Raw genomic sequence first — 26081 nt, forward strand, 5'->3', positions numbered from 1 at the left:
CTATGATTGATACCATGTCCCTGGAGGCTATGCGTACCTATCGTGGTCGTCACGAACTTCCAGAAGATTTTGATAGTTTTTGGCAGCAACAACTAGCTGCTTTGCCAGAACTGCCAGATTATGATTTGCTTGAAAAGCCAGCTGGTTTGCTTGGTGTGACTTGTTATGAACTCTATTTTACAGGTACCAACGGTTCACGGGTCTTTGCCAAAACTATTTTTCCGGAAGCTGAACAGCCTGTGCCTGTTCTCTTCTATTTCCACGGCTACCAAGGCCAATCACCTGACTGGGCTGAATTGCTCAAGTTTACGGCAGCTGGCTACGGTGTTGTGGCCATGGACGTGCGTGGTCAGGCCGGTTGTTCCCAGGATTTGGGCCAATTTAAGGGCCTGACAGTCAAGGGGCAGGTCATTCGTGGCATGTTGCAGGGACCAGACCATCTTTTCTACAAGGATGTTTACCTGGATGTCTACCAGCTGATTAAGCTAGTGGCTGGCTTTGACTTTGTGGATGAGCACCAGCTGATGAGTTATGGGGCCTCCCAAGGCGGGGCCCTGGCTCTGGTAGCGGCCAGCCTCTATTCAGACCTATCAAAATGCCTGTCTATTTATCCTTTCCTATCGGACTTCAAGCGAGTCTTGGAATTGGGTAATAACAGCGAGGCCTATGATGAGCTCTTCCGTTATTTCAAATACTCGGATCCCTTCCATGAGACGGAGGAGCAGGTATTGCAGACCCTGTCCTACATTGACATTAAAAACTTGGCTCATTTGGTAAAATGCCCTGTGGCCATGGTGACTGGTCTAGAGGACGGAGTTTGTCCACCTTCGACCCAGTTTGCGGCCTATAACCGCCTGGAAGTTGAAAAAGAAATGAAAATCCTTCCAGACTATGGGCACGATGCCCTCAACGTCAAGGTTAATGACTATGCCTTTGATTACTTGGTGGGGACACGATTTTTAGGTGATTAATTTTTCGATACAATGAATGCAGAAACTAGGTCGTGAAAAGCCTGGTTTCTTTTGTTTTCAAGCGTCAGCTTTTATGGTAAAATGTAGGAGATTATTAGAAAAAATGAGGTTGTAGACATGTCTAAATTTTTAGTTTTTGGTCACCAAAATCCTGATACAGATGCCATTGCATCATCATACGGTTGGGCTCACTTGGAGCGTGAAGTATTTGGTCGTGATGCGGAAGCAGTTGCTCTTGGAACGCCAAATGAAGAAACAGCTTTTGCTCTTGACTATTTTGGTGTTACTGCACCGCGCGTGGTTGAGTCTGCTAAGGCAGAAGGTGTTGGCCAAGTCATATTGACGGACCACAATGAATTCCAACAATCAATCGCAGACATCAAGGATGTGGAAGTTGCGGCTGTTATTGACCATCACCGTGTTGCCAACTTTGAAACGGCAAATCCATTGTACATGCGTTTGGAACCAGTAGGTTCAGCATCTTCAATCGTTTACCGTGCCTTCAAAGAAAATGGTGTGACGCCTCCAAAAGAAGTAGCTGGACTTCTTCTATCAGGTTTGATTTCAGATACCCTCTTGCTCAAATCTCCAACTACTCACGCAACAGATCCACAAGTAGCAGCTGAATTGGCGGAAATTGCTGGTGTAAACTTGGAAGAATACGGCTTGGCACTCTTGAAAGCAGGTACCAATCTTGCCAGTAAGTCAGCAGAAGAATTGATCGACATCGACGCAAAAACCTTCGGTTTGAACGGAAATGACGTGCGTGTAGCCCAAGTCAACACAGTGGATATTGCGGAAGTCTTGGAACGCCAAGCAGAAATCGAAGCAGCTATGACAGCAGCATCAGCAGCAAATGGCTACTCTGACTTTGTTTTGATGATTACAGACATTGTGAACTCAAACTCTGAAATCCTTGCGCTTGGTAGCAACATGGATAAGGTGGAAGCGGCCTTTAACTTCAAGTTGGAAAACAACCACGCTTTCCTTGCAGGTGCCGTTTCCCGTAAGAAACAAGTGGTACCACAATTGACAGAAGCGTTTAACGCATAAATACCTAGCACCTTCGGGTGCTTTCTTTATTGAAAGGAAAATCATGTCTTATACAGTAAATTTCAAAGAAGTCGAAACGACAGGCTTGGAAACTAGTCCAGTCGCAGCTGTCCTGGCAGGTCTACGTGCCAACGAAGCCCGCTATTTCTGGAACAAATACAAGCAGGAGTTCGTGGTCTATAGCCCAGAGGAGAAGCCTGAAATCCTGCCCTTCATCGAGAAGGTCCTGGCAGAGCGGGACATGAACTTTCCATATACCCCGCTTAACGTAGCCCAGCTTGAGGTAGACGGCGTTCTCTGGTCTTTTGTCTTTTATGACAATGGCCTGGCTGTCAATGTCCTCTATACGCTAGAAGAAGGTGGCAAACGAGCGGTCGGTTTCAAATTGTCAGACGGGATTGACATTCCCAAAGAATTTGAAGGCAAATTCAAGTTTGCCCGCCAACGCTCCAAACTAGCTGGTGAAATCCGTGGAACTTATTTTAATGTTAAGGGTGAATATTTATAATTTAGAGTCTCAAGCAGTTGATTTTGCTTGGGATTTTTTTATGCTGTTGAGACTGATTCTATTTTAAATTAGAATTATCTGACAATTATAATCAAAGATTGACATTTACCTGCTTTTCTGTTAAGCTTGTACTATTGAAAAATGAGGTATCATGAAAAATAAAATTCTCCTAGCTGGTCTGACGGCTAGTTTAATCATTCTTTCTTTATCCATTGGCAGTCATGCCGGCTTTTCCTGGCTTGGGCTTTTTCAGGGACAGGATACGTCTAGGATCCTCTTTTGGGAATCGCGTCTTCCCAGAACTCTTGCCATTATCTTAGCCAGTGGGGCCATTTCCCTGTCGGGCTTGCTCATGCAAACCGTGTCACAAAATCCCTACGCAGCCCCCTCGACAACAGGGACGACAGAGGCAGCCCAGCTGGGTATTCTCTTGTCTTTATTTGCCTTTCCCAAGGCCACTCTCTTTCAAAAAATGAGTTTTGCCTTTCTTGCTGCCCTGCTCTTTACAACGGTTTTCATCCAAGTTATCCGGCGCTTGCAGTTCAAGGAAAAGTGGGTTCTGCCCTTGGTAGGGCTGATTTACAGTGGTATTATCGGCTCTTTTGCCCAGATGATTGCCTTTCGGTTTAACCTCATTCAGTCCATGACCGCATGGAGTCAGGGTTCTTTTTCCATGATTCAGCGCAATCAGTACGAATGGCTCTTCTTGTTGGTTTTCGTTTTGATTGCCATTTGGTACTATTCGGATGCCTTTTCGGTCATGGCTCTGGGTGAGGATGCCAGTCGGAATTTGGGTTTGCCTTACCAAGCCTATGAGACCTTGGCTCTAGCCTTGGTGTCTCTGACCTCGGCTGTGACCATGATTACGGTCGGCGCTCTGCCGTTTCTGGGCGTTATCATTCCCAATCTGGTTCGGCAGTACGCAGGCGATTATTTCAAGAAAGTCAAAGGCTTGGTGGTCATCTGGGGCATCCTCTTGGTCTTGGTCTGTGACATCTTGGCACGTTTGGTCATCTGGCCTTACGAGGTCTCAGTTTCTTTGATTTTGGGAGTGGTCGGCACCCTAGCCTTTCTCCTCATTATCTGGCAAGGAGCGCGTGCATGAACCGTATCAAACGCTCAACCTTGCTTCTGATTGGCATTTTGTCGGCCATCGCTGTTTTGGGGACGCTATTTTATCTCCTGCCAGATGGTAGCCTGCCCAATTCTTACATCCTGAACCTACGCTTGAAAAAATTGCTGGTCTATCTGGTGGTGGCTGTCATTGCTAGTTTTTCCACCTTCAGCTTTCAGGCGGTGACGGGCAATCGATTCCTGACCCCGTCTGTGCTGGGACTGGAAAGTTTCTACGTCCTTATGCAGTCTCTTTTCCTATTTTTCTTTTGGAAATGGTCGCAGGGATTGGCACCCAATTCCCTGACCGAATTTTTCATGGTGCTGGGCTTGCAGGCTGGATTTTTCTTGCTCTTGCAACCAGCTATCAAGGCACTTTTGAATAAGGGAATTGGTCTTATTCTTCTCATTTGCATGACCTTGGGAACCTTTTTCCGTAGCACATCCACCTTTCTACAAGTCTTGATGGAGCCCAATGAATACGACAAACTGCAGTCCAAACTCTTTGCCTCCTTGCAGAATGTCAATGAGGGCGTCCTACTTGTGGTGGTGGGATTGGCCATTCTGATTTGTGGTTTGCTCTACCGCAAGGGCAAGGTACTGGATACCTTTTATCTGGGAAAAGACAATGCTCGGCTCTTGGGCGTGGACGTGGAAAAGGAGCAGCAACAGCTTCTCTGGTTGGTTGCTCTGTTAGTTTCAGCCTCCACAGCCTTGGTAGGTCCCTTGTCTTTCTTGGGCTTCATTCTGGCCAATCTCACCTATCAGCTGGTCAATGATTTTCGTCATCGAACTCTCTTTTTAGTTGGCTCTCTGCTCGGCTTTGTTAGCCTTTTACTGGCTCAAACCTTGGTCGAAAGAGTCTTTAACTTCAATATCAGCATTCGGACGGTCATTGAATTGATCGGTGGTATTTTCTTCTTTTATCTCTTGTACAAGGAGCGTAATAAGCTATGATTAAAATGGAAAATATTTCCAAGAAATATGGGACCAATCCAATCTTAGACGAAATTGGTCTTAACATCGAAAAAGCTAAGTTTACCGCCTTCATCGGACCAAATGGCGCAGGCAAATCAACGCTTTTATCGCTGATTAGCCGACTTTTGCCCAAGGAGCAGGGGCTGCTCTATATCAAGGGGCAGGAAATCGAAAGTTGGGACTCGGTTGAATTAGCCAAGGAATTATCCATGCTCAAGCAAAAGGTGGATTATCAAGTCAAATTAACGGTCGAGGAGCTAATTTCCTTCGGTCGCTATCCCTACAGCAAGGGGCGCTTGACAGCTGTCGACTATGAGCATATCAATCAGGCTATTTCCTATATGGAATTGGAGAATTTCCGCCATCGTCCTATTGACCAGTTATCGGGGGGACAGTTGCAGCGGGTCAACATTGCCATGATTTTGGCTCAGGATACGGAGATTATCCTCTTGGACGAGCCACTCAATAATCTGGACATCAAGCAAGGGATTTTGATGATGAAAACCCTCCGTCGTCTGGTGGATGACCTGCACAAGACGGTGGTGGTTGTCATTCACGACATCAATGTGGCTAGCCAATTTGTCGACCAGATGGTCGCCTTTAAAGATGGCAAGGTCTATTCCCAGGGGCAACCCCATGAGGTCATGACGGAGCCTATCCTCAGCTCCCTTTATGATATGGAGCTGACCATCGCCGATATTGACGGCAAGAAAATTTGTCTCTATAAATAGAAAGGAAAAATTATGAAACGCATCACACTCGCATTTTTAGCACTCTTTAGCATCATTGCTCTAGCTGCTTGTTCGTCAGCGGAGCAGGTCAGCACCTCTCAGGACATTACTATTCAAACCTCGACGGGTGAGACAACCGTTCCAAGTAATCCCCAAAAGATTGTGGTTTTGGACTACGGTGTGGCTGACAGCCTGCGTGCCCTTGGCAAGGAAGACACTATCGTCGGGATGCCAAAAGACAGCCTGCCAACCTATTTGAAGGACTTGAAGGATAAAAAAGAGATTACAAACGTTGGTAATCTGCGCGAAGTCAACCTTGAAACGGTTGCGGAGTTGGAACCGGATTTGATTATCCTGTCCAGTCGTACGCAGGACCAGCAGGCAGAGTTTGAGAAAATTGCGCCAGCTATATACTTTGAGAACTCTACTTCTGATTATTTGAACTCTGTCAAGACCAATGCTACTGAATTGGCAAAACTCTTCGGAGACGAGGTAGTCAAAGAAGCTGAAAGCAAGCTGGCTGATATCGACACACTTGTTCAAACGGCTCAAGACAAAAACAAGGACACTCAATTGACCACTCTAACTGTCCTGCTCAATGAAGGCAGTATGGCAGGCATTGCTCCAGACGGCCGTTATTCCTTTATTTATAAGACATTGGGCTTTCAACCAACTGACCTCAAGCTGAAAGAAAACACCCAAGGAAATCAAGGCAGAAGTCACGGTTCCAGCCTGAGCTTAGAGAGTGTCAGCCAGATCAACCCAGACATCATCTTTGTTGTTGACCGCACCCTGGCCATCGGTGGCGACGATACGCAAAATTCGGACATTCTCAACAACGCCCTCATCCAGGATACCAATGCTGGTAAGAACAAGAAAATCATCACGCTGACACCAGACCTCTGGTACCTGTCAGGTGGTGGTCTTGAGTCAACCAAGCTTATGTTTGAAGAAGTAGTTGCTCATCTTGAAAAATAAAATGCTCGACTAGAACATCAAATATAATAGAAAAAACTAGCTTTTCCAGGCTAGTTTTCTTTGTCTTTCTTATCGCTTGGTCCTCTCAACCAGTCGTTCCAATCCGGGAATTTGAAGTTGGGTACTCTGAGAAAATCGTCCGGCTGGACCTTCCTTCTATCGTTCACATAGTTTTCTGTGTTGTTTTTAAAACCAGGAACCTTCAATTCAGGACTAGGAAAATGGAGGGAGAACTGAGGCAATTTGAAATTGGTATGAGGAAGGTTTTGGTAGATGCCTTCCAGCCAGATTTTATAGCGGGTGTCAATTAGTAAGCGGCTCAATTTGTCCAACATCTGGGCCTTTTCATCTGGCAATTCCTTGCGCAGTCGGTCGATTTCCTGCAATTTTTGGAGGGGGTTGACGGTCAAGTCCGCTAGTTTTTCAATACCAGCCTCCATGATGAGCCCGAAGAAGAGGTCGAAAAATTCCTGTAATTCCTCCTCTGTCAGGCTGGCTGTCCAGGTTTTGAGGGTTTGGTCAACCTGCAAGCTATCCTCTGTTAGTGCTGGAGCAGGCTTGAAGTCGTTGCCGTTAATTTCCCAGGAAAAGCTAATATGCTGGAGGAGACCAATGGTATTGCTCTGGACGATTTGAACATGGTCAGGAGTTTCCAGCATCATACCGACCACAGAATTTTGCGGGATAATGGGGTGGATCCGATCAGCAAGCATCAGGTAGCTCGGACTTTCCAGGTGTTTCTTATGGAGTCCAGGAGCATCGTAGGGATAGACCTGTAAAATCCGTTCCTGCAAGTCAGCCGCAAGCTTGCTGCTGGCATAGAGTGCCAGGTTGCCCCCCTTGGAGTGACCAGAGATATAAAACAGTCCTGGCTGGCTCTCTATCAGCCCTTCCAAGTATTCCTTGGCGGACTTTTGGGCAGGAATCTCCTCCATGTAGGTCATGTGGAAATCTTCCTTCCAGCCGATAATGGTATCATCTGTCCCCCGGAAGCAGGTGACAATGGTCTGCCGGTCTAGGCGGTAGCTGATGACCGCAAACTGTTTCTGCAGGTCCAATTCATATTGGTCGACATAGGCAAAGGCCCGTAGATGCTTGAAGCGCTTGGCCTGGGCTAGCAACTGAAACATGGCTAGTCGGCTCTTTGTCACCATAGAAAAAGGTGGGAATTCATCCTGGTATTTAGCTGCGAAATCTTCTGCTAATTGGTCGATTCGGACGCCTTTTTCAGTAAAGTCAGCTGGGACTAGACTGTCGAAGGGCAGATAGGCTAGCTCGGTCAGGGCCAAAATATCTAGCTTATTGAGCGGCCGATCATAAAAACTATCGAATTGACTTTCTTTTAGGTAATCAAGTAGGTTTGCCATAGTAGTCTTAGTATAGCGGATATTGTGGAAAATGACAAATTTGAAAGGTTTCTGGAGCAATTTTACGATATAATAATAGTATAGCCAAGGAGGTCCCTATGCAAAAGATTCTATTGATAGAAGACGATAAGGTCATCAGCCAGCTGGTGGCCAAGAATTTACGAAATTGGAGCTATGAGGTGGAGGAAGTGGCTGACTTTCAGGATATTCTCAGCCAGATTGACCGCTTTCAGCCACACTTGATTCTCCTGGATATCGGTTTGCCCTTTTTCAACGGTTACTATTGGTGCCAGGAAATTCGCAAGACCTCCCGCATTCCGATTATGTTTTTGTCCTCTCATGACCAGCCCATGGACATTGTCATGGCCATTAACATGGGGGCTGATGATTATGTGACCAAGCCCTTTGAGATGACGGTCCTCTTGGCCAAGATACAAGGCCTGCTCCGTCGGACCTATGATTTTGTTGGTGAGCAGAGCCTGCTCTGGTTTGGAGAGATTTCCCTTGACCTCAAGACCATGCAGGTTCAGTACGACCAGAAGGTGGAGGAGTTGACCAAGAACGAATTTCAGATTTTGCGGGTTCTTTTCGAGCATGGTCAGGAAGTGGTCAGCCGGGAGGAACTCATGCGCCAGCTCTGGAATAGCGATATTTTCGTAGATGACAATACCCTGTCTGTCAACATGGCCCGCCTTCGGAAAAAGTTGGATGAACTGGGGCTACCGGGCTTGATTGCTACCAAGAAAGGGGTCGGCTACGGCCTGGTGAAAGCTCATGACTAGAGAAGATTATCGGCTCTTTCTGACCAGCTGGATCCGCCACCGCCTGCCCTATCTCCTGGCCTACCCGGCCCTGGCCCTCTTCATCTACGGCCTCAGTTACCTCTTTGAGCTGGACCGCCCCCTCATCTCCTATGGTCTCTTGCTCCTGAGCCTGGTCTGGCTCTTGGCATTAGGCTGGGACTTGTTGGCGGATGTTTCTCGCTTTGGTAAATACTGGCGTGGTCAGCAGGCGGCATCAGGTAGCCCAGCAGAGCGGTATTTGCAGGAAAAGGTCCAGCAGCTAGAAGCCCAAAACAAGCTCTTGCAGGAGCAGCAACTTCAAGCCAAGACTGAATTGGATGACTACTATACCCTCTGGGCCCACCAGATGAAGATCCCGATCGCTGCCAGTCAGCTCCTGGCCAAGGAAATCGACCAGCCAGACATCCGTTACCAGCTGGAAAACCAACTCTTCAAAATCGAGCAATACACAGGTCTGGTCCTCAATTTTCTCCGCCTGCAATCCTTTCATGACGATCTGGTTATTGAGCGGGTGGACCTGGAAGAACTGGTCAAGAACCTGGTCAAAAAATATTCCCTCTTTTTTATCCAGGCCAGAACCAAGCTGGATTTGGGAGACCTATCGCGAGTCCTAAAAACAGACAAACGCTGGCTGGGTCTCTTGATTGAACAAGTCCTCTCCAATGCCCTCAAATATTGTGAGAATGGGACCATTTCCATTTTCCTAGACGGTCACGACCTGGTCATTAGAGATACGGGTCTGGGGATTGCGGAGAGTGACCTGCGGCGGATATTTGAGCGTGGTTTTTCAGGTTTCAACGGTCGTAGAACCCAACAGTCTTCGGGCCTTGGGCTTTATCTCTCCAAGAAAATCGCTGCGGAGCTGGGCTATTCCCTTACCCTCAAATCCAAGTTAGGCCAAGGCACTGAAGTCCGGATTGGGATAAAAGAGACAGAACTGGCCTTGGATTAAGTGACAATTTTGTAAGGTAAATGAAAGTTTGGGCTATGGCAGGCCTTGGGTTGAAACTGTAAAATGGGATTATAAAAATAAGAACTTGTATTCACAGTTCGGTAACTGATTTAAGGCTAGTTTGCTACCCCTCATAGCCCTTAATTAGCAAAAACTATCTCTTATCTCAGTGACCGCACTTGTGGATACAGTTTCCAAAGGAGAAGTATCATGGTTCTACTAGACGTGCAACACGTACAAAAGATTTATAGTTCTCGGTTTAAGGCGGGGCAGGTCGAGGCTCTCAAGGATATCCATTTTACGGTGGAGGAGGGCGAATACCTGGCCATCATGGGTGAGTCAGGTTCTGGAAAATCCACCTTGCTCAATATTCTTGCGACCCTGGACAAGCCGACCCGTGGCCATGTCCTGCTCAATGGTGTCAATACAGAAACGATTAAGAGCAAGGAATCCGCTGCCTTTCGCCGGGAGAAATTGGGCTTTGTCTTTCAGGACTTTAACCTCTTGGACACCCTCTCTGTCAAGGACAATGTTCTCTTGCCCCTGGTTTTATCCCGTTTTCCGCTTGACCAGATGAATAAGCGTTTGATTCAAACCCTCAACAGTCTGGGAATTGCGACCTTGCAGGACAAGATGCCCTACGAGATTTCGGGTGGTCAGCAGCAACGGGTTGCGGTGGCGCGTGCCATCATCACCCGGCCAGAAATCCTCTTAGCGGATGAACCGACTGGAGCCCTCGACTCCAAATCAACGGCAACCCTTCTCGATATCTTTGAAAAAATCAACCAAGAGGGGCAAACCATTTTGATGGTAACCCACTCGACAGCGGCAGCCAGTCGCGCCAAACGGGTCCTCTTTATCAAGGATGGTATCCTCTACAATCAAATCTACCGTGGTGAGCGAACTAGCCAGGAAATGTACCAACTGATTTCAGATACCTTGACAGTCATGGCGAATCGAGGTGAGTAGTATGTTTGGACTAACCTTTCGATTGGGCTTAACCAATCTCAAAAAGAACCGCAGGCTTTATTTTCCCTATGCTCTGATGACCATTTTATCCACAGCCATTGCCTATATTTTTGCCTCGCTTGCCTTTCATCCTGATTTAGGTCAGGTCAAGGGGGCCAATGGGGTGATTCAAGTGCTGGGCTTTGGTATGATTGTGGTCATGTTGGCCGTTGCCATCATGGTCTTCTATGCCAATAGTTTTGTTATGAAGCAGCGGTCAAAAGAGTTTGGAGTTTATAGCGTTCTAGGCTTGGAAAAAAAACACCTTCTCTTGATGACGTTTTTGGAAAATCTGGTCTTTTCAGCCAGCACCATTCTGTCAGGCTTACTCTTGGGTCTGGCTATGGACAAACTCTTCTATGCCCTCTTGCTGAAAGCCATGCAGATGCCTGTTGTCCTAGCTTCAACCTTTCAGTTGAAAAGTTTGGTAACTGTAGTCATCTATCTCTTTGGGATTTTTGCCTTGGTCAGTCTCTTTAATATTGGGAAACTGGGCTTGACCGATTCACTCAAGCTGGTTCAGGGCAAGAAGCGAGGGGACAAGAAAACAGGCTTCCTCTGGCTACAAACCCTCTTAGCCCTTATCCTATTGGGGGCAGGTTACGCCATTGCCCAACTAGTGACCAGTCCGCTAACAGCTATTCCAAGTTTCTTCGGAGCGACGCTTCTGGTTATTTTTGGGACTTATTTGCTTTTCCAATCAGGTGTCATCAGTCTCTTAAACTGGCTAAAGAACCGTCAGACCTATTTCTACAAGCCAGAGAATTTTATTTCTATATCCAACTTGATTTTCCGCATGCGGAAAAATGCTCTGGGTCTTGCGACCATTACCATCCTCTCCAGTATGTTCTTAGTGACCATGGTTGGAGGACTCAATATTTACATCGGTGGCAAAGATTATATCGCCAATCAAAATCCAAATGACTATTCGATTGATGTTGGTATGCAGCCAACCACTTCAAAAACACAAGTGGAGGAGTGGGCGGAAGCTATCTTAGAAGAGAAGGAGATTCCTGTTGAAAGTAAGGTGGTCTATCCTTACCAGCAAGCCTCTTTTACTGAGGTTACAAACCGGCACGTAAGATTTTTTACGGTTGAAGATGTAGCTAGCGTAGATTTCTCTGACCTGGGTGTTGGTTTTTTCCTTGATCAAGCTAGCTATGAAAAGATGACTGGAGAAGCGCTCCAGCTGGCAAGCGACCAAGTAGCCATTTATAGTAAGGGAGTCCAGTATCAAGCTGGTCAAACCCTCACCTTTGATGAAAAGGAGATGGAAGTTGTCCAAGTCTTGCCCAAAAATGTGACCTTGGGTCATCTGCCTGACCATATGTCTTTCAATGTCAGTCAGTACTTAGTCGTTGTGGTTCAAGATTTGACGATATTTGAAAATCAAGCTGAAAATCGCTATTATATGGGCTTTGAAAGCAGTCTATCAGAAGAAGAACAAGTAAGTAGCCAGGAGATCTTCTTATCCGGTACTTTTGAAAGCGAACTGTGGACTTCCAATATTTTGCCAGATGGTACTAACACGGTTAGTCTCGCCTACCGTGCCTATGCGATGCGTAGTTTCTTCAGTTTTGCAGGCTCACTTTTCTTCATCGGCCTCTTGCTATCACTCATCTTTTTGATGGCGGTGGTGCTGGTGATTTACTTCAAACAGATTTCAGAAGGCTATGAAGACAGGGATCGCTTTGTCATCATGACCAAGGTTGGTCTGGATGAGGACCAGACCAGACAGTCCGTTCGCAAGCAATTGCTGACAGTTTTCTTCCTGCCTATCCTACTCGCCTTTGTTCATCTAGCCTTTGCCTACAAGATGCTCTCGTCTATCTTGTTGTCTATCGGTGTTGTCAATGCAGGGCTTATGTTGCAGGTGACAGTGGCTATCTGTGGCGGTTATTTTTTAATTTACTTGATGGTTTATGCGATCACAACCCGATCTTATAAACAGATTATTTCCTAAAACTTGGGGCAACCCAAGTTTTTTATTTTTTGAATAGTTTTCGCTATTTTGCTTTACATACTAGCCACCTTGTGTTAGACTATAGATACAAAACTAATAGGTAAAACAAACTAGTGATAGAAGATAAAGAAAATCGCTTTTATTTTTATCAGACTAGTATGTATTACAAACTAGGTAGGGAATCAGTATGAAGTTGGATAAGAAAAGTCGGGAAAATTGGGAAGTGGCAGGTATCACGCTTGTGACGGCAATTATAACAGGCTGGGCCTTGGATTCTATTTTGATCTTAGGCATCATGTTAGTATCAGACTTACTGTTTGGATTTTTTACAGATGATGAGGAGGCCTTATGAAAGAAACCCAGATGCTCAAGGGGGTCCTGGATGGCTGTGTATTACAAATTATCAGCCAGAAGGAGATTTATGGTTATGAAATGGTTCAGGAGTTGAGAAATCAGGGCTTTGAAAACATGGTCGGAGGGACGGTTTATCCACTCCTTCAGAAGTTAGAAAAAAATGACCTGATTCTTAGTCAGAATAAGCCCTCGCCAGACGGACCCGACAGGAAGTATTTTTATTTGACAGACCAGGGAAAGGCTTATCTAGAAGATTTTTGGAGCCAGTGGACGGAATTGGTCCAAAAGGTTCAGCGATTGAAAGGAGAATAAGATGAGCAAACAAATGGAATACCGCAAGCAGATTGAAGTGATTGAAAGCCAGCTGACCAAGGAAAACAAGGAATACATGGGCCGTATCAATGGCTACATGATGATTGCCTCTGTTTTTCACAGGCAGGAAGAGGTAGTGACTGCCCAGCTCTTATCCATTTACCAAGATGTTCTGGAAGCTCAAAAAGACGGGCTTTCGGCGGAGGATTTTCTGGGCAAAGATAGCAAGCAAATGGCGGATGATTTGTTGAACTATTTGCCTCCGATCGGAGTCAAGGAAGTTGGACGCCTGGCAGGGCTTGTCTGGCTAGTCAATGTCGGCAGTCGATTTCTCATGGAATTTGCAGGATCAGGCACAGTCCAATTTAATTGGTTAGCACTGGTGTGTGATAGTTTGCTGGCCTTTCTACTGCCGGCTGGCATCATGCTCTTGTTACGGAATTTGATTTACCAAACTTCTAAACTGAAAATTTGGGCGACCTATATTGGTTTTCCACTGGTCTATGTAGCAATTTTGGCCGGTCGTTTCATCCTATTGCCGGATGGTACAGACATCTCTTTGACTGGTTGGACAAGCCTGATTCCAGTCATCCTCATCGGTCTCGCTCTGCTATGTTACCGTAAGGAAAAGCTAGTCAGCCATGTCTTTATGCCAACCTATGGACTCATGCTTGCTGGTGGAATTCTCAATCTGGTTATGATGGTGCCAACTTGGTTAAATCTGGTCTTGGTTATTCTGCCAGCGGTGGTTTTCTGGATTGGCTCTATGGTCTTGCTGGTGAGAAAACCGAAAGTGGTCAAGTAATTTTTTGGTATAATGAGATGAACTATAAAATAATTAACTAAGATATTCGGAGGATGAGGTGATATATTTCAGAGGAGAAAGACTAGAAGTCAATCGACATGTTGGTTAAAAACATTTGACAATTGAATGAGGGGATGCTATACTTTAGCTAATGATAAGTAAGTTCCATTGGAACACAAAAAGCCCCTGACAGATTCCACAATGTCAGGGGTTTTCTTTTGGCTCTTAGCTAGTTCTAGCTAGCACCCTAGGGTTATTTGTTGCGTGAGTTGAGCCAATACTCAAACAATGCTGTTAGGATAGATACCAGCAAAGGTGCAACAAACACGATGATAAATAAGTCCATTAGATCACTTCACCCCCTCTCTATCCCAAAGGGGAAAGGAAAGATACCAGAAATCTGTCCAGCCTATCAAAGGCTCAAAAAGTCTTTGGATCATTCTATTTTCCTGATAAACCAACAAGATTGTATTTTCAACGGTCGGATAGATACAAATTACTGTAACTTCACAAAAAGGTGAAAAAATTACAAAATTAACTCAATACAAGGTGCTAGAAACCTTATTAAATCAACGTTTATAGACAATAAAGGAGTAAACCATGACATTTGAAGAGATTTTACCCGGCCTCAAGGCCAAGAAAAAGTACGTCCGCACAGGTTGGGGTGGGGCGGAGAACTACGTCCAGCTCTTTGACACCATTGAGGTCCACGGGCAAAAGCTGGAGGCGACGCCCTACTTCCTCATCAACGTGACCGGCGAGGGTGAAGGCTTCTCCATGTGGAGCCCGACCCCCTGCGACGTCCTTGCGACCGACTGGATAGAAGTCCATGACTAAGACAGCCCTCATCACCGGCGTTTCCAGCGGTATCGGACTAGCTCAGGCGGGGATTTTTTTGGAAAATGGCTGGCGTGTCTACGGGATTGATCAGGCCAGCAAGCCTGATTTGGTAGGCGATTTCCACTTTCTACAGCTGGACCTGACAGGCGATTTATCACCTGTCTTTTCATGGTGTCAGTCAGTCGATGTCCTCTGTAACACCGCAGGTATACTAGACGACTACCGTCCCCACCTGGATATCGAGGAGGATGAATTAGCTTGCATCTTCGCGGTCAATTTTTTTGCGGTGACTAGACTGACCCGTCCCTATTTGCAGCAAATGGTGGACAGACAGTCTGGCATCATTATCAATATGTGCTCTATTGCCTCCAGTCTAGCAGGTGGAGGAGGCTCAGCCTACACCGCTTCCAAGCACGCTCTAGCAGGCTTCACCAAGCAATTAGCCTTGGATTACGCCAAGGACCATATCCAAGTGTTTGGTATTGCCCCAGGTGCCGTTCAGACAGGCATGACCAAGAAGGACTTTGAACCTGGTGGCCTGGCGGACTGGGTGGCAGACCAGACCCCTATCGGACGCTGGAGTCAGCCCAGCGAAATCGCAGAGCTGACATTTATGCTAGCCTCTGGAAAACTAGCCTCTATGCAAGGACAGATTATCGCCATTGACGGTGGTTGGAGTTTGAAATAATGAAAAATGTTTTACTAGGCTTGGTCAAGACCCTGCTTGTTCCCATAGTGTTATTGCTAGTTACAAAATTTTGGTGGGGCTGGCCCAGTACCTTGGTTTATTTGCTCATTTTGAATGCCTATCTAATGTCATTTTATCTGTTTGAAGTGCCAAAGCAGCAGTTGAAAAAGAAGTTGGCCTTTATTCGGTCAGCGCTCTGGTATCAGTTGATTTTCTTGGCTTTCTTCCTCACCATTGGTCTGCCTAATCGACATGGTCAGACCAGTGAGAGTTTTTGGCAAATGGCGCATCCAGTCAAATTTCTAATCGTCGGCTTGGCAGTAGCCAGCGTCATATGTCTGTTCTTATGGAAGAAAAAGGAAGAGGGTCAGTCATGAAATGTATCGCCTTGGTATTTGAAGATTTTGAAACCTTGGATTTATTTGGTCCGGTGGAATTGTTGGCTGGTATTCCAGCTATTAACTTTTCCTATCAGTCTCTAGCTGGTGGGCTAGTCCGCAATCGTTAGGGGGTAGAAATACTGACTCAGCCTCTTGATTTGACTAGTCCTATTGACGTTTTGCTCCTACCGGGTGGTCGGGGAACCCGTACCTTGGTTGAAAATGAAGCCTTCTTGACCAGGTTAGGACAACTGGCTTAGCAGGCATCATGTGTTTTGTCTGTTTGTACTGGCAGCGTCCTCTTAGCAAAAGTGGGTCTGCTTGATACTAAGGAGGCGACCAGCAATAAACTTGCTTTTGGCTGGGTGACCAGTCAAGGTCCAGCGGTCAACTGGAAGAGACAGGCACGCTGGGTTCGTGAAGGGAAGTATTACACTTCTTCAGGTGTCTCCGCGGGCATGGATATGGCGCTCGGTTTTGTGCGGGACCAATTTGGTCAGGAACTGGCTGAGCAGATTGCCCGACAGGCAGAATATCATTGGCAGGATGACCCAGACAGGGATGATTTTGCTCCTGCCGGGTAATTTGGAAACAAGCAGCTTGGCCGTTGAACTCAGTCTTGAGAAGGTAGAGATTTGTTTGGGATGAACTGGTTGCTGCGTAGAGGGCAGATTATCAACAGTTAGAGTTTTGAAATAGGAGAATTTTATGATAGAAACACCACGTTTATTGCTCCGTCCTTGGACGGTGGATGATGCGGAGAACCTCTTTGCTCTGGCCTCGCATCCTGAAATCGGACTGCGTGCAGGGTGGCCAGCCCACCAATCCTTAGAAGAAAGTCGAAACGTTATCGAGACGGTCTTTACCCAACCAGAAACCTATGCTCTTGTAGATAAGATTACTGGAAAGCCTGTCGGTGCTATTAGCTTAATGATTGGCGGTGCTAGTAAATTGACGACTTCGGATAAGGAAGCGGAGCTGGGCTACTGGCTAGGACGTGATTATTGGGGACAAGGTTTGGTTCCAGAGGCAATCCGAAAACTGCTCTGCCATGCCTTTGAAACCCTAAAATTAGAAACTGTCTGGTGTGGCTATTTTGAGGGCAATGAGCAATCCAGGCGTGCCCAGGAGAAGTGTGGTTTTACCTATCATCACAAGCTGGAGAATGTTGAGTGTTCGCTGATTGGTGAGGTTCGGACGGAGCATGTGACCCGTCTGACCAGAGCTAGTTGGCTAGAAAGTAAGGAGGAATGATGATTCCAACACAATTATGGCAAGAATATTTGACCGTCAATCCGCAGGCGGGCCCTGAGCCAGAGGCTTGGGCTTTTGGTGCAGTACCAGATGAATTAGCAGACCTAGTGGCGCGTGGAATCAAGACGGCAACCAGCTCTGCTTACCCACTTTACGAACTAGAAGGGGAAGAAATTCCACAGATTGGTGGTTACGACATCATTCTTGATAGCCAAGGTAATTCCGTTTGCATTATCGAAACGACCAAGGTTTATGTTACCCCTTTTTCGCAAGTGACGGAAGAACATGCTTTTAAAGAAGGCGAGGGTAATCGTAGTCTGTCCTATTGGCGTCAGGTTCATGAGGAACTCTTCACCATTTGGCTGGAAGAGGCAGGTCTGACCTTCTCTGAAGATATGCTGGTGGTCTGCGAAGAATTTGAATTAGTCTATCCAAAATAGAGAATATTTCCGAGTTTGTAGACAAAGTCTCTTTTCGGATTTTCCTGAGGTGATGTCGGACGGTAGTAAACTTTCTAGTTTCTGGGTTTACTCCTCAAACAGTCTCCCAGACTGTTTGAGCTACCTACGGAATTCCATACCTAGTCATTGAGCCTAAGGTCTCAATGACTCCGAACGCTAGAAACGACAACGTTTCTAGCGTTTTCATCATAGCAGAAAGTCCCGACTTAGGGCTCACTCCGCTCGCAAAATAAACTTAATTTTTATTTTTTCATAGCAGAGCTACTCAGTTTATTTATCCAGAGTTTAGTTTGTCTACGTTCTGTATTTCCTTGTATTTTTTTGTTGATTTGATATAATAAATATAAATAAAAGATTCACAAGGAGGTCTTTATGGACAAAGAAAAAGTGCTTGGTTTGTTGGACCAGTTGAAACCCATACTGGCTGGTAAGGCAGAGTCAATCGGTGCTGAAACGGCAAAACAGCTGACTGCAACCCTTGACCAGACTCGGGCTGAAGTAGTGCAGAGCGAGGGGATGGCTCTGGGAATAAGATTGCAGGGCTTGGTTCAAGCTGTTTCCAATGCTAGTCTATCGGGAACAGAACTGCGTTTCACAGACGAGGAAAAACCTGTATGGAAAGAACTAAAAAGCTTGACAGATAAAGAACGGACAGATATTTTTCGAGGTGTCCACTTGTTTTAATTGTCGGCCAGGAGGATGACCAGATGAAGCGATTATTGATGATGATAGTTATATTTTTGTCCGTCTTTGGTGTGTTTTTCGGACTGCTCGATTTACCAGATAATTGGTTCACTATGTTCCTAGCAGTTTTTAGTGCCACTTTGTTATCCGAACTGGCCTATAGAAAATGGCTCCATAAATTCTAAAGAGGTTTCGACCTCTTTTTCTTTATCCAATGCAGACTTGATTTTTGCTCTGCCATTTTCCAAAACAATCAAAATTTGCTATAATGGTAGCAGTATCTATGAAAAGAGAGTAAATCATGAGCAATAACTATGCAATTATCCTAGCGGCGGGCAAGGGAACCCGCATGAAGTCAGACCTGCCAAAAGTTCTCCATAAGGTGGCAGGCATCACCATGTTGGAGCATGTCAAGCGAGCTGTGGATGCTGTCAATCCTGCCAAGACCGTGACGATTGTGGGCCACAAGGCAGAATTGGTCCAAGCGGTCCTTGAAGGTCAGTCTGAGTTTGCCCTGCAATCAGAGCAGTTGGGAACAGGCCATGCAGTCATGATGGCGGAGCCAGCTCTAGCAGGTCTTGAGGGCCAGACTTTGGTTATCGCAGGTGACACACCTTTGATTACGGGTGAGAGCTTGAAAAATCTGATTAACTTCCACATCAGTCATAAGAACGTGGCGACGATTTTGACAGCTCAGGCGGACAATCCTTTTGGCTACGGTCGCATTATCCGTAACGCTGACGGCGAAGTACTGAAAATCGTTGAGCAAAAGGATGCCAGCGATTTCGAGCAACAGGTCAAGGAAATCAATACAGGTACCTATCTCTTTGACAACAAGCGTCTCTTCGAGGCTCTCAAGGATATCAACACGGACAATGCCCAAGGGGAATACTATTTGACCGACGTTATTTCTATTTTCCGTCAGGCTGGTGAGAAGGTCGGGGCCTATATCCTCCGTGATTTTGATGAGAGTTTGGGGGTCAATGACCGTATTGCTCTTGCGACGGCGGAAGCTGTTATGCGCAAGCGGATCAATGAAAAACACATGATCAACGGCGTAACCTTTATCAATCCAGATGCGACTTACATTGACATTGACGTAGAAATCGGTGCGGAGGCAGTCATCGAGGCCAATGTTGTCCTCAAGGGCGCAACGACCATCGGTGAGCGGACAGTTTTGACCAACGGCACCCGAGTTCGTGATTCCAAGATTGCAGCGGATGTGGTTATTACAAACTCCGATATTGAAGAATCTGTCATTGAAACAGGCGTGACAGTGGGGCCATTCGCCCATATCCGTCCTCAGTCCATTCTGGGTAAAGATGCCCACGTCGGCAACTTTGTTGAAGTTAAAGCTACGACAATCGGTGAACAGTCCAAGATTGGTCATCTGACTTATCTCGGTAATGCAACCATCGGAAAAGATGTCAACGTCGGTGCTGGTACGATTACAGCCAATTACGACGGGCAACACAAGTACCAGACAGTGATTGGTGATGGTGTATTTGTCGGCTCAAACTCAACCATCATTGCACCGGTAACTGTTGGCGATAATGCTCTCCTAGCAGCAGGTTCAACCATTACCAAAGATGTTCCGACGGATTCGATTGGAATCGGTCGCGGTCGCCAGGAAAATAAGGAAGGCTCTGCCAAACGTTTTCCTTTCCACCCTAGTCAAAAGTAGGAGTTTTTCATGAACTTTGAAGAAAAAACTATTGAGCGGACAGAGATTTTTAAGGGCAAAATTTTTGACGTCGTTGTCGATGATGTTGCCCTGCCAAATGGCGGAACCAGCAAGCGTGAGCTGGTTTTCCACAAGGGAGCAGTCTGTGTGCTAGCTCTGACAACGGAAGGTAAGATTATCTTGGTCAAGCAGTATCGCAAGGCCATTGAACGCGCTATTTATGAAATCCCCGCTGGCAAGCTGGAACTGGGTGAAGAATTTACACAAGAAGATGCAGCCCTGCGGGAATTGGAAGAGGAAACCGGCTATCGGGCAGACAAGTTGACCCTCTTGGCAGACTTCTATTCTGCTATTGGTTTTTGTAACGAGCGCATCTATCTTTATCTGGCTGAAAATCTGGTCAAGGTAGAAAATCCCCGTCCCATGGACGAGGACGAGGTCATCGAGCTCTATGAAGTGACCTTGGATCAGGCCCTGGACTTGGTGGCAAGTGGTGACATTTGCGACGCCAAGACCATCATGGCTATTCAATATGCACAACTAATGAGAAAGTAGGTCTAAACATGGGCAAGCCCCTGTTGACAGATGAAATACTAAAACGATTTAAGAAGGGTCAGAAACTGGAAGATACCAGTCAGTTTGGCCATTACAATCCGGATAAGGAAGTCTATTTGGAACCAGATGATTTTCAGGACTATCTGGACGAGGAAGGATACGAGGGCTATGTAGAAGGGCAGACCATCCGCATCCCTGTCCAACCCTCGGTTGTTAAAAGCCGACGGATTGAGACCAATAAGCGCGAAGCCTTTCGCAGCAAGGTCAATACAATCTTGTTTTGGGTAGTGATTCTTGTTCTTCTGTTTATCGTAGCGGTTATTTTTTGGTAGGAGAGATTATGAAATTTGGAATTATCGCAGCCATGCCCCAGGAACTCAAGGTTTTGGTGGACTATTTGCAGGAGCCAGTCGAGACAGAAGTGCTTGGCAGAACCTATTATCAAGGCAAACTTGGCCAGCATGAGGTAGTTTTGGTCCAGTCAGGCATCGGTAAGGTCATGTCAGCCATGTCGGTGGCCATTTTGGTGGACCGCTTTGAGGTTGATGCCATTGTCAATACAGGATCGGCTGGTGCAGTGGCAGAGGGCATTTCAATCGGTGATGTGGTAGTGGCTGACAAGCTAGCTTACCATGACGTGGATTTGACAGCCTTCGGCTATGCACATGGGCAAATGTCAGGGCAGGAACTGTATTTCCCGGCTGACCAGGCCTTGCTTGAGAAGGTGACAGCCGTTTTGGCAGAGCAGGAAATCGACAGCCATGTGGGTCTGATCGCAACAGGAGACAGTTTTATTGCAGGTGCTGACAAGATTGCGGCCATCAAAGGACATTTTCCACAGGTCCTTGCTGTTGAAATGGAAGGAGCCGCCATTGCCCAGGCAGCAGTCAATCTGAGCAAGCCTTTCTTGGTCATTCGTGCCATGAGCGACACGGCTCAAGGCGATGCTAATATTACCTTTGATGAATTTATCATCCAGGCAGGCGAACGTTCTGCCAAGACATTGATTGCCTTTTTGGAGAAAGATTAAAACCCAGTCGTCGACTGGGTTTTGGTCTATTCTGTCGGGAAGGTGTAGTCTTTCAGGATTTCGATGCTTTCGATTTTCACATCTGTTTTGGGTTTGTCGTTTTCGCCGGTTTCTACAGCGGCGATTTTATCCACAACGTCCATGCCTTCGGTAACTTGACCAAAGACGGTGTGCTTGGTATCCAGGTTTGGATTGCCCCCGTTTTTGTAGGCTTGTAGGATTTTTTCAGGATAGCCTGCGCCAGCCAATTGACCGGACATATCGGTTGTGTTTTGGTTGATGAAGAACTGGCTGCCGTTTGTCCCCGCGCCAGCATTGGCCATGGAAAGAGAGCCACGGATATTGTAGAGGAAGCCAGAAATTTCATCCTTGAAACCATAGCCGGCATCCTTGGTCGTCCCCTTGCCAGCCCAAATGGACTCGCCACCGGTACCATTGCCCAGGGGATCTCCGCCTTGAATCATAAAGTCCTTGATAACCCTGTGGAAAATCGTACCATCGTAGTAGCCTTCTTTGGCGTGGGTCAGGAAGTTTTCCACCGTCATAGGGGCCAATTCAGGGAAGAGCTTGATGGTGATGTCTCCCTCGGTTGTTTTTATCTTGACCAGGGCCTCATTGTCAGCAACCTCTGGGCTCAACTGTGGAAAAACGGCGTCAGGATTGTTGACAGCGTAGGCCAGGTCTTTTTTGAATTTGCTGGATGCTGTTGAGTCAGAAGTTGTTTGCAGGGTAGAGCTTGAATTAGCCTCTTCAGTGCTGCTTGGTGTCGTTGTTGAGTTGGCGCAGGCTGTCAGTAGGAGGCTGCTAGCAAGGCCTAGAAAAAGTAGTTTTTTCATTTGTGTCATCACTTTCATTTCAAAATTATGCTTCATTTTATCATGATTTTAGTCAATATTCAATTTCCTGGCCATTCAAAATATGATATACTATTCTTATAAATGTAAAAGGAGTATCTACTATGTTTGACAATCTTTTAGGTCCAGGTGGAAGTGTGGATGTAATTATGCTATTCATTTATGCAGTTGCCACCATTATTTTGGGGATTGTTGTCTATCAAATCGTCCGAAATTTTTTGGAATGGCATCGCAATAACCAGTCTCCGGTGGAAATTCGGCAGGCCAAGCTGGTGTCCAAGCGCACTCATGTCTTTGGCAATGAAATGGCTAGGACCAATTACTATGTGACCTTTGAATGGCAGAAGGAGCGCAGGGAGTTTCGTGTCAAGCCTGAGGAATATGCCCTGCTTGCTGAAGGTGACCAGGGAGAATTGACCTTCCAAGGCAGCCGCTTGCTCCAGTTTAAAAGACAAGATTAGACCAAGGTCCTGCAGTCATCTTCTGGCTAGCAGGAATTTTATTTGATTAAAAATAACTAAATATTTACAAATGATTTTAAGTTAATCTTTGAATAAATATCGATAAAAAGTTGATTATTTCAATATTTATGAATTGACTTTGATTATCTGAAATTCGTTTGTTTTTGAAATTTTCTACAAAAATTGTATAATAAAAATTGCCGTTTTGTATAATGAAGAAGTTGCAGAATGCTTATTTATCAATGTGAGGATGTTAAAATGATACAAGCGCTAGAAATCAATCTAGTAACGAATGGAAATGGGGTGGAAGCGGTCCAGTTTTACCAAGATGCCCTGCAGGATGAGGTCTGTAATCTGAAGAAATGGGCAGACTTTGTCCATCCTTGTCCCAAGGAGCACGAACATTTGCTTTTGAGCGCTGAATTAGTGGTCGGAGAGCATCGACTGATGATTTCGGATGAAAATCCTGCCTTTGAATACCGACAGGGCTACAATGTTTCGGCCTCTATTGTGGTGGATACGGCGGATAATGCTAGACGTATTTACGAGAAATTGAGCCGGGATGCACGGAAGATTATTGCTGAATACCAGGAAACACCCTGGGCTCCTGCCTATGCCAACCTTGAGGACCAATTTGGTATCTGCTGGTAGATTATGGTTGGTGCCTAACAGTCTGCAGTTCTTCTTCTTGTTCTATGCCCATAAATAGGCTATAATTGAGTAGAAGTTTAAGTTTGGTGAGGAAGAGAACATGTCATTTGAGAAACGCATTGAGGAAATGTATAAAGACCATGAGGTCAAACCTTATATTTCTCATGAACGCGATTTGGGTCAATGGTTGCTAGAACCCAAGCCGGTTCCCAAGCGCAATATGGTCCGTCTGGAAGAGGGAATTTTGCCGGGCGATATTATCTTGCTCTGGCGCATTAGTCTAGGTTCTTTTGAAACGACGACGCCCTATTCCAAGTATTTTGAGTACAGCTATGGGATTGACGGTCCTGCCCATATGGAACAACTGATTGCGGATGGCTATGCCCGCGTCGAAACAGCATTTGAGTCGCTGGATCACATTACTTCAACGGCCAAGAAAAATATTCTCAAGGCGGAAGGTGTGACCGGTTTGTCGAAAATGAAGGCGTCAGAAGTTGATCAAGCCCTCAAAGACCATTTGACGGAGGAACAATTGGCACCTTACTTCAAGGTTCGTGGCTACGCCTTGACCGAAAAAGGCCAGGCAGCACTGGACAATCACCCAGAAGTCATTGCCAAGCACCCGATGAAGAGGATGTATAAATCGTAAGGAATGGACGGCTCTATTTAAAACAAAAGGCTATAAACATTTCACGGACTTTAGGGGTAAATAACAATGAGCAAACTATTTAAAAATAAGAATTTCTATTTAGTATTATCTCTTCTAGTTTTGTTTGTTTTGTATTTTAGCAATCTTGATTCAAGATGGTTCTTTCTAGCTTATTTTGTTTATCTTATTCCTTATTGTTTGTTGGATTTATTTGATTATTGGAAAAGAAAGAAAAAGAAATAATTAGACTTTGTCAGCTCAATGGACTGGCTCAGCTGGTCTATTTTATTTTTTTCTTGACAGAAAACGCTGTCAATGATATCCTAGTAATAAATGTTGAAACGTTTCAAAAAATCTTTTGGAAAGGAGCCGATTGTGGAAGAACAAAAATCAATCACCATGAAAGATGTTGCGCGGGTTGCTGGTGTAAGCGTTGGGACTGTATCAAGAGTTATCAACAAGGAGTCTGGTATCAAGGAAAGCACCCTTGAAAAAGTTCAGACAGCCATTCAGGAATTGAATTACATTCCGGATGTCTATGCCCGTGGTATGAAGAAGAACAAGACCGAAACCATTGCCTTGATTATTCCGACTGTTTGGCATCCCTTTTTTGGAGAATTTGCCTATCATGTCGAAGTGGAGCTGAGTAAGAAAAATTACAAATTGCTCCTTTGCAATATTTCTGGTCCAAAAAGGGAACTGGATTATCTGACTATGCTGCAACAAAATAAGGTGGACGGCATTATCGCCATCACCTATAGCCCGATTGACGATTATCTATCGTCCAATATCCCCTTTGTCAGTATCGACCGCACCTATGAAAACAAGGCCATTGCCTGTGTCAGCTCGGACAACCAAGCTGGTGCGGAGCTAGCAGCAGACATCTTGATTGAAAAAGGTGGTAGCCATTTTGCCTTCATCGGTGGGCACAATAAAACCATCAATGAAACCAAGAAGCGCCGCTTATATTTTGAAAAGCGGATTTTAGAAGCAGGTTTTCCTTGTCAGGTCTTGGACTTGGAAGAGCCTTATGATGATTTTGGTGGCCAAGTCGAAGAATTTTTGGTTAACAATCCACAGGTTGACGCCATTTTCACTATCAATGATTTTGTAGCCTTGGAAACGGTAGAAGTTTTGGAGAAACTGGGTAAACGAATTCCAGAAGATGTCCAAGTCATTGGCTATGATGGTATCCAAATCGCACGAGAACGTCCGATGTTCCTATCGACCATTCGTCAGCCGTTAGAAAGAATGGCTCAAGAAGCAGTGGCTTGTTTGATTGAAATCATTGATAAAAAAGGACAACCCCAACAAATCACCCTGCCAATTTCCTATATTGAAGGTAAAACGACAAAAAATTTTTAAAAAAGCAGTTGACAGAAAACGGTTACAATGTTAGAATAAAATCATCAATAAATAGTTGGTTTTATTTTTACAAGAAAAATGAAACGTTTCAAAAAAACTTGGAATTGACTGTTAAATGGATTGATGCCCAATACAAACTAATCCAGTTTGTTCAAAACAACTGGGGTACCTATGGTGATGAAACCCAACAAAACATCTTCGAATACGATGCAGCGACAGATAGCTTGAAACACTTGCCGTTGAACGGTACAGCTCCAGGTGAATTGCGTCAGAAGACAGAAGTTGGTGGACCGCTTGCTATTCTTGATGAATACTACGGAACTGTGACAACTATGCCAGACGATGCGAAATGGCGTTTGGACTTGATGCACGAAACCTATCTTGACTATGTAACCAACGATGATATCTATCCTCGTGTCTTCATGGAACAAGAGGATTTGGACAAGATTGCCCAAGTTGAAGCAGATATGAACGACTTCATCTACCGTAAACGTGCAGAATGGATTGTAAACGGTGGTATCGAAGAAGAGTGGGATAGCTACTTGAAAGAATTGGAAAGCTATGGTCTTTCTGACTGGTTAGCTATCAAGCAAAAATACTACGATCAGTATAAAGAAAATCAGTAATCA

The 26081-nt window shown here is 45.5% G+C and carries 33 protein-coding genes and 1 pseudogene; 31 read left to right on the plus strand and 3 right to left on the minus strand.

The features are described 5' to 3' along the window. Positions 1 to 2: 2 nt before the first annotated feature. The 7 genes from ACVC7T_RS05675 (at position 3) to ACVC7T_RS05705 (ending at position 6332) form a co-directional block, all read left to right on the plus strand. Entirely contained in the window at positions 3 to 971 is a 969-nt protein-coding gene (locus tag ACVC7T_RS05675) for an acetylxylan esterase (protein WP_105160682.1), read from the plus strand. A 117-nt stretch (positions 972 to 1088) separates the two neighbouring features. Further along, entirely contained in the window at positions 1089 to 2024 is a 936-nt protein-coding gene (locus ACVC7T_RS05680) for a manganese-dependent inorganic pyrophosphatase (protein WP_105118692.1), read from the plus strand. Between the two features lie 43 nt (positions 2025 to 2067). Further along, the gene (locus ACVC7T_RS05685; RefSeq protein WP_447262607.1) at positions 2068 to 2532 is read left to right on the plus strand and encodes a phage tail protein; all 465 of its coding nucleotides are present in this window, start codon (positions 2068 to 2070) and stop codon (positions 2530 to 2532) included. 151 nt (positions 2533 to 2683) lie between these two features. After that, entirely contained in the window at positions 2684 to 3637 is a 954-nt protein-coding gene (locus ACVC7T_RS05690; protein ID WP_105160636.1) for an ABC transporter permease, read from the plus strand. Further along, positions 3634 to 4602 (plus strand): iron chelate uptake ABC transporter family permease subunit, encoded by a 969-nt coding sequence (locus ACVC7T_RS05695; RefSeq protein WP_105160637.1) that lies wholly within the window; start codon positions 3634 to 3636, stop codon positions 4600 to 4602. The genes ACVC7T_RS05690 and ACVC7T_RS05695 overlap by 4 nt, the downstream gene beginning before the upstream one ends. Next, a complete protein-coding gene (locus tag ACVC7T_RS05700) occupies positions 4602 to 5354 on the plus strand; it encodes an iron ABC transporter ATP-binding protein (RefSeq protein WP_394731883.1) in 753 nt (250 codons plus the stop codon). Before ACVC7T_RS05695 ends, ACVC7T_RS05700 begins: the two co-directional genes overlap by 1 nt. 12 nt (positions 5355 to 5366) lie before the next feature. Continuing rightward, on the plus strand, positions 5367 to 6332 hold the full coding sequence (locus tag ACVC7T_RS05705; protein WP_105160639.1) for a siderophore ABC transporter substrate-binding protein: 966 nt from the start codon (positions 5367 to 5369) through the stop codon (positions 6330 to 6332). A 50-nt stretch (positions 6333 to 6382) separates the two neighbouring features. Here the strand turns inward: ACVC7T_RS05705 and ACVC7T_RS05710 are convergent, their stop codons facing one another. After that, positions 6383 to 7699: a DUF2974 domain-containing protein gene (locus ACVC7T_RS05710; RefSeq protein WP_105160683.1), complete on the minus strand. Its 1317-nt coding sequence runs from the start codon at positions 7697 to 7699 to the stop codon at positions 6383 to 6385. 98 nt (positions 7700 to 7797) lie between these two features. Between ACVC7T_RS05710 and ACVC7T_RS05715 the strand changes: the two genes are divergently transcribed. The 7 genes from ACVC7T_RS05715 (at position 7798) to ACVC7T_RS05745 (ending at position 13896) form a co-directional block, all read left to right on the plus strand. Beyond that, entirely contained in the window at positions 7798 to 8481 is a 684-nt protein-coding gene (locus tag ACVC7T_RS05715; protein ID WP_105123205.1) for a response regulator transcription factor, read from the plus strand. Continuing rightward, positions 8474 to 9454, plus strand: coding sequence for a sensor histidine kinase (locus tag ACVC7T_RS05720; RefSeq protein ID WP_447262608.1), 981 nt, complete (start codon positions 8474 to 8476; stop codon positions 9452 to 9454). The genes ACVC7T_RS05715 and ACVC7T_RS05720 overlap by 8 nt, the downstream gene beginning before the upstream one ends. 210 nt (positions 9455 to 9664) lie before the next feature. After that, entirely contained in the window at positions 9665 to 10423 is a 759-nt protein-coding gene (locus ACVC7T_RS05725) for an ABC transporter ATP-binding protein (RefSeq protein ID WP_105123207.1), read from the plus strand. Between the two features lies 1 nt (position 10424). Beyond that, positions 10425 to 12425, plus strand: a complete 2001-nt coding sequence (locus ACVC7T_RS05730; protein ID WP_447262609.1) for an FtsX-like permease family protein — start codon at positions 10425 to 10427, stop codon at positions 12423 to 12425. A 187-nt stretch (positions 12426 to 12612) separates the two neighbouring features. Further along, complete coding sequence (locus ACVC7T_RS05735; protein ID WP_447262610.1) at positions 12613 to 12777, plus strand: hypothetical protein; 165 nt, start codon at positions 12613 to 12615, stop codon at positions 12775 to 12777. Continuing rightward, a complete protein-coding gene (locus ACVC7T_RS05740) occupies positions 12774 to 13091 on the plus strand; it encodes a PadR family transcriptional regulator (protein WP_172009195.1) in 318 nt (105 codons plus the stop codon). The genes ACVC7T_RS05735 and ACVC7T_RS05740 overlap by 4 nt, the downstream gene beginning before the upstream one ends. 1 nt (position 13092) lies before the next feature. Further along, positions 13093 to 13896: a hypothetical protein gene (locus tag ACVC7T_RS05745; protein WP_447262611.1), complete on the plus strand. Its 804-nt coding sequence runs from the start codon at positions 13093 to 13095 to the stop codon at positions 13894 to 13896. A gap of 253 nt (positions 13897 to 14149) precedes the next feature. Here the strand turns inward: ACVC7T_RS05745 and ACVC7T_RS05750 are convergent, their stop codons facing one another. Then, on the minus strand, positions 14150 to 14242 hold the full coding sequence (locus tag ACVC7T_RS05750; RefSeq protein WP_153047860.1) for a type I toxin-antitoxin system Fst family toxin: 93 nt from the start codon (positions 14240 to 14242) through the stop codon (positions 14150 to 14152). A gap of 254 nt (positions 14243 to 14496) precedes the next feature. On the opposite strand from ACVC7T_RS05750, the gene ACVC7T_RS05755 reads away from it, so the two are divergent. The 12 genes from ACVC7T_RS05755 (at position 14497) to ACVC7T_RS05810 (ending at position 21472) form a co-directional block, all read left to right on the plus strand. Beyond that, on the plus strand, positions 14497 to 14733 hold the full coding sequence (locus ACVC7T_RS05755) for a DUF2829 domain-containing protein (RefSeq protein WP_394735463.1): 237 nt from the start codon (positions 14497 to 14499) through the stop codon (positions 14731 to 14733). Continuing rightward, positions 14726 to 15424, plus strand: a complete 699-nt coding sequence (locus ACVC7T_RS05760) for a 3-oxoacyl-ACP reductase (protein ID WP_447262612.1) — start codon at positions 14726 to 14728, stop codon at positions 15422 to 15424. The genes ACVC7T_RS05755 and ACVC7T_RS05760 overlap by 8 nt, the downstream gene beginning before the upstream one ends. After that, on the plus strand, positions 15424 to 15801 hold the full coding sequence (locus ACVC7T_RS05765; protein WP_447262613.1) for a hypothetical protein: 378 nt from the start codon (positions 15424 to 15426) through the stop codon (positions 15799 to 15801). Before ACVC7T_RS05760 ends, ACVC7T_RS05765 begins: the two co-directional genes overlap by 1 nt. Beyond that, positions 15798 to 15932, plus strand: coding sequence for a hypothetical protein (locus ACVC7T_RS05770; protein ID WP_447262614.1), 135 nt, complete (start codon positions 15798 to 15800; stop codon positions 15930 to 15932). The genes ACVC7T_RS05765 and ACVC7T_RS05770 overlap by 4 nt, the downstream gene beginning before the upstream one ends. A 147-nt stretch (positions 15933 to 16079) precedes the next feature. Beyond that, positions 16080 to 16388 (plus strand): DJ-1/PfpI family protein, encoded by a 309-nt coding sequence (locus ACVC7T_RS05775; protein WP_330836918.1) that lies wholly within the window; start codon positions 16080 to 16082, stop codon positions 16386 to 16388. A 124-nt stretch (positions 16389 to 16512) separates the two neighbouring features. Beyond that, the gene (locus ACVC7T_RS05780; RefSeq protein WP_105123215.1) at positions 16513 to 17058 is read left to right on the plus strand and encodes a GNAT family N-acetyltransferase; all 546 of its coding nucleotides are present in this window, start codon (positions 16513 to 16515) and stop codon (positions 17056 to 17058) included. Next, a complete protein-coding gene (locus ACVC7T_RS05785) occupies positions 17058 to 17498 on the plus strand; it encodes an ASCH domain-containing protein (RefSeq protein ID WP_447262637.1) in 441 nt (146 codons plus the stop codon). Before ACVC7T_RS05780 ends, ACVC7T_RS05785 begins: the two co-directional genes overlap by 1 nt. 393 nt (positions 17499 to 17891) lie before the next feature. Continuing rightward, on the plus strand, positions 17892 to 18203 hold the full coding sequence (locus ACVC7T_RS05790; RefSeq protein ID WP_447262615.1) for a hypothetical protein: 312 nt from the start codon (positions 17892 to 17894) through the stop codon (positions 18201 to 18203). Between the two features lie 301 nt (positions 18204 to 18504). Continuing rightward, entirely contained in the window at positions 18505 to 19887 is a 1383-nt protein-coding gene (gene glmU / locus ACVC7T_RS05795; RefSeq protein ID WP_172010054.1) for a bifunctional UDP-N-acetylglucosamine diphosphorylase/glucosamine-1-phosphate N-acetyltransferase GlmU, read from the plus strand. A gap of 9 nt (positions 19888 to 19896) precedes the next feature. Further along, a complete protein-coding gene (locus tag ACVC7T_RS05800; protein ID WP_172021569.1) occupies positions 19897 to 20442 on the plus strand; it encodes an NUDIX domain-containing protein in 546 nt (181 codons plus the stop codon). 8 nt (positions 20443 to 20450) lie between these two features. Next, complete coding sequence (gene macP / locus ACVC7T_RS05805; protein WP_105123220.1) at positions 20451 to 20774, plus strand: cell wall synthase accessory phosphoprotein MacP; 324 nt, start codon at positions 20451 to 20453, stop codon at positions 20772 to 20774. Positions 20775 to 20782: 8 nt separating this feature from the next. After that, positions 20783 to 21472: a 5'-methylthioadenosine/adenosylhomocysteine nucleosidase gene (locus ACVC7T_RS05810; RefSeq protein WP_447262616.1), complete on the plus strand. Its 690-nt coding sequence runs from the start codon at positions 20783 to 20785 to the stop codon at positions 21470 to 21472. Positions 21473 to 21498: 26 nt separating this feature from the next. On the opposite strand, the gene ACVC7T_RS05815 is transcribed toward ACVC7T_RS05810, so the two are convergent. Continuing rightward, positions 21499 to 22308, minus strand: a complete 810-nt coding sequence (locus ACVC7T_RS05815; RefSeq protein WP_447262638.1) for a peptidylprolyl isomerase — start codon at positions 22306 to 22308, stop codon at positions 21499 to 21501. Between the two features lie 122 nt (positions 22309 to 22430). On the opposite strand from ACVC7T_RS05815, the gene ACVC7T_RS05820 reads away from it, so the two are divergent. The 5 genes and pseudogenes from ACVC7T_RS05820 to ACVC7T_RS05840 form a co-directional block, all read left to right on the plus strand. After that, positions 22431 to 22787 (plus strand): DUF2500 domain-containing protein, encoded by a 357-nt coding sequence (locus ACVC7T_RS05820; RefSeq protein WP_105110993.1) that lies wholly within the window; start codon positions 22431 to 22433, stop codon positions 22785 to 22787. Between the two features lie 258 nt (positions 22788 to 23045). Then, positions 23046 to 23438, plus strand: a complete 393-nt coding sequence (locus ACVC7T_RS05825; protein WP_447262617.1) for a VOC family protein — start codon at positions 23046 to 23048, stop codon at positions 23436 to 23438. A 100-nt stretch (positions 23439 to 23538) separates the two neighbouring features. After that, positions 23539 to 24087, plus strand: a complete 549-nt coding sequence (locus ACVC7T_RS05830) for a hypothetical protein (RefSeq protein ID WP_447262618.1) — start codon at positions 23539 to 23541, stop codon at positions 24085 to 24087. Positions 24088 to 24459: 372 nt separating this feature from the next. After that, positions 24460 to 25452: a LacI family DNA-binding transcriptional regulator gene (locus ACVC7T_RS05835; RefSeq protein ID WP_447262639.1), complete on the plus strand. Its 993-nt coding sequence runs from the start codon at positions 24460 to 24462 to the stop codon at positions 25450 to 25452. A gap of 92 nt (positions 25453 to 25544) precedes the next feature. Beyond that, positions 25545 to 26078 (plus strand): annotated as a pseudogene (locus ACVC7T_RS05840) (ABC transporter substrate-binding protein); the annotation flags it as partial. Between the last annotated feature and the right edge of the window lie 3 nt (positions 26079 to 26081).

The sequence above is a fragment of the Streptococcus sp. P25B114 genome (assembly GCF_053010325.1).

Coding starts and splice junctions, on each gene's coding strand:
- ACVC7T_RS05675 (WP_105160682.1), top strand. CDS start 3: ATGATTGATACCATGTCCCTGGAGGCTATGCGTACCTATCGTGGTCGT.
- ACVC7T_RS05680 (WP_105118692.1), top strand. CDS start 1,089: ATGTCTAAATTTTTAGTTTTTGGTCACCAAAATCCTGATACAGATGCC.
- ACVC7T_RS05685 (WP_447262607.1), top strand. CDS start 2,068: ATGTCTTATACAGTAAATTTCAAAGAAGTCGAAACGACAGGCTTGGAA.
- ACVC7T_RS05690 (WP_105160636.1), top strand. CDS start 2,684: ATGAAAAATAAAATTCTCCTAGCTGGTCTGACGGCTAGTTTAATCATT.
- ACVC7T_RS05695 (WP_105160637.1), top strand. CDS start 3,634: ATGAACCGTATCAAACGCTCAACCTTGCTTCTGATTGGCATTTTGTCG.
- ACVC7T_RS05705 (WP_105160639.1), top strand. CDS start 5,367: ATGAAACGCATCACACTCGCATTTTTAGCACTCTTTAGCATCATTGCT.
- ACVC7T_RS05710 (WP_105160683.1), bottom strand. CDS start 7,699: ATGGCAAACCTACTTGATTACCTAAAAGAAAGTCAATTCGATAGTTTT.
- ACVC7T_RS05715 (WP_105123205.1), top strand. CDS start 7,798: ATGCAAAAGATTCTATTGATAGAAGACGATAAGGTCATCAGCCAGCTG.
- ACVC7T_RS05720 (WP_447262608.1), top strand. CDS start 8,474: ATGACTAGAGAAGATTATCGGCTCTTTCTGACCAGCTGGATCCGCCAC.
- ACVC7T_RS05725 (WP_105123207.1), top strand. CDS start 9,665: ATGGTTCTACTAGACGTGCAACACGTACAAAAGATTTATAGTTCTCGG.
- ACVC7T_RS05730 (WP_447262609.1), top strand. CDS start 10,425: ATGTTTGGACTAACCTTTCGATTGGGCTTAACCAATCTCAAAAAGAAC.
- ACVC7T_RS05735 (WP_447262610.1), top strand. CDS start 12,613: ATGAAGTTGGATAAGAAAAGTCGGGAAAATTGGGAAGTGGCAGGTATC.
- ACVC7T_RS05740 (WP_172009195.1), top strand. CDS start 12,774: ATGAAAGAAACCCAGATGCTCAAGGGGGTCCTGGATGGCTGTGTATTA.
- ACVC7T_RS05745 (WP_447262611.1), top strand. CDS start 13,093: ATGAGCAAACAAATGGAATACCGCAAGCAGATTGAAGTGATTGAAAGC.
- ACVC7T_RS05750 (WP_153047860.1), bottom strand. CDS start 14,242: ATGGACTTATTTATCATCGTGTTTGTTGCACCTTTGCTGGTATCTATC.
- ACVC7T_RS05755 (WP_394735463.1), top strand. CDS start 14,497: ATGACATTTGAAGAGATTTTACCCGGCCTCAAGGCCAAGAAAAAGTAC.
- ACVC7T_RS05760 (WP_447262612.1), top strand. CDS start 14,726: ATGACTAAGACAGCCCTCATCACCGGCGTTTCCAGCGGTATCGGACTA.
- ACVC7T_RS05765 (WP_447262613.1), top strand. CDS start 15,424: ATGAAAAATGTTTTACTAGGCTTGGTCAAGACCCTGCTTGTTCCCATA.
- ACVC7T_RS05770 (WP_447262614.1), top strand. CDS start 15,798: ATGAAATGTATCGCCTTGGTATTTGAAGATTTTGAAACCTTGGATTTA.
- ACVC7T_RS05780 (WP_105123215.1), top strand. CDS start 16,513: ATGATAGAAACACCACGTTTATTGCTCCGTCCTTGGACGGTGGATGAT.
- ACVC7T_RS05785 (WP_447262637.1), top strand. CDS start 17,058: ATGATTCCAACACAATTATGGCAAGAATATTTGACCGTCAATCCGCAG.
- ACVC7T_RS05790 (WP_447262615.1), top strand. CDS start 17,892: ATGGACAAAGAAAAAGTGCTTGGTTTGTTGGACCAGTTGAAACCCATA.
- glmU (WP_172010054.1), top strand. CDS start 18,505: ATGAGCAATAACTATGCAATTATCCTAGCGGCGGGCAAGGGAACCCGC.
- ACVC7T_RS05800 (WP_172021569.1), top strand. CDS start 19,897: ATGAACTTTGAAGAAAAAACTATTGAGCGGACAGAGATTTTTAAGGGC.
- macP (WP_105123220.1), top strand. CDS start 20,451: ATGGGCAAGCCCCTGTTGACAGATGAAATACTAAAACGATTTAAGAAG.
- ACVC7T_RS05810 (WP_447262616.1), top strand. CDS start 20,783: ATGAAATTTGGAATTATCGCAGCCATGCCCCAGGAACTCAAGGTTTTG.
- ACVC7T_RS05815 (WP_447262638.1), bottom strand. CDS start 22,308: ATGAAAAAACTACTTTTTCTAGGCCTTGCTAGCAGCCTCCTACTGACA.
- ACVC7T_RS05820 (WP_105110993.1), top strand. CDS start 22,431: ATGTTTGACAATCTTTTAGGTCCAGGTGGAAGTGTGGATGTAATTATG.
- ACVC7T_RS05825 (WP_447262617.1), top strand. CDS start 23,046: ATGATACAAGCGCTAGAAATCAATCTAGTAACGAATGGAAATGGGGTG.
- ACVC7T_RS05830 (WP_447262618.1), top strand. CDS start 23,539: ATGTCATTTGAGAAACGCATTGAGGAAATGTATAAAGACCATGAGGTC.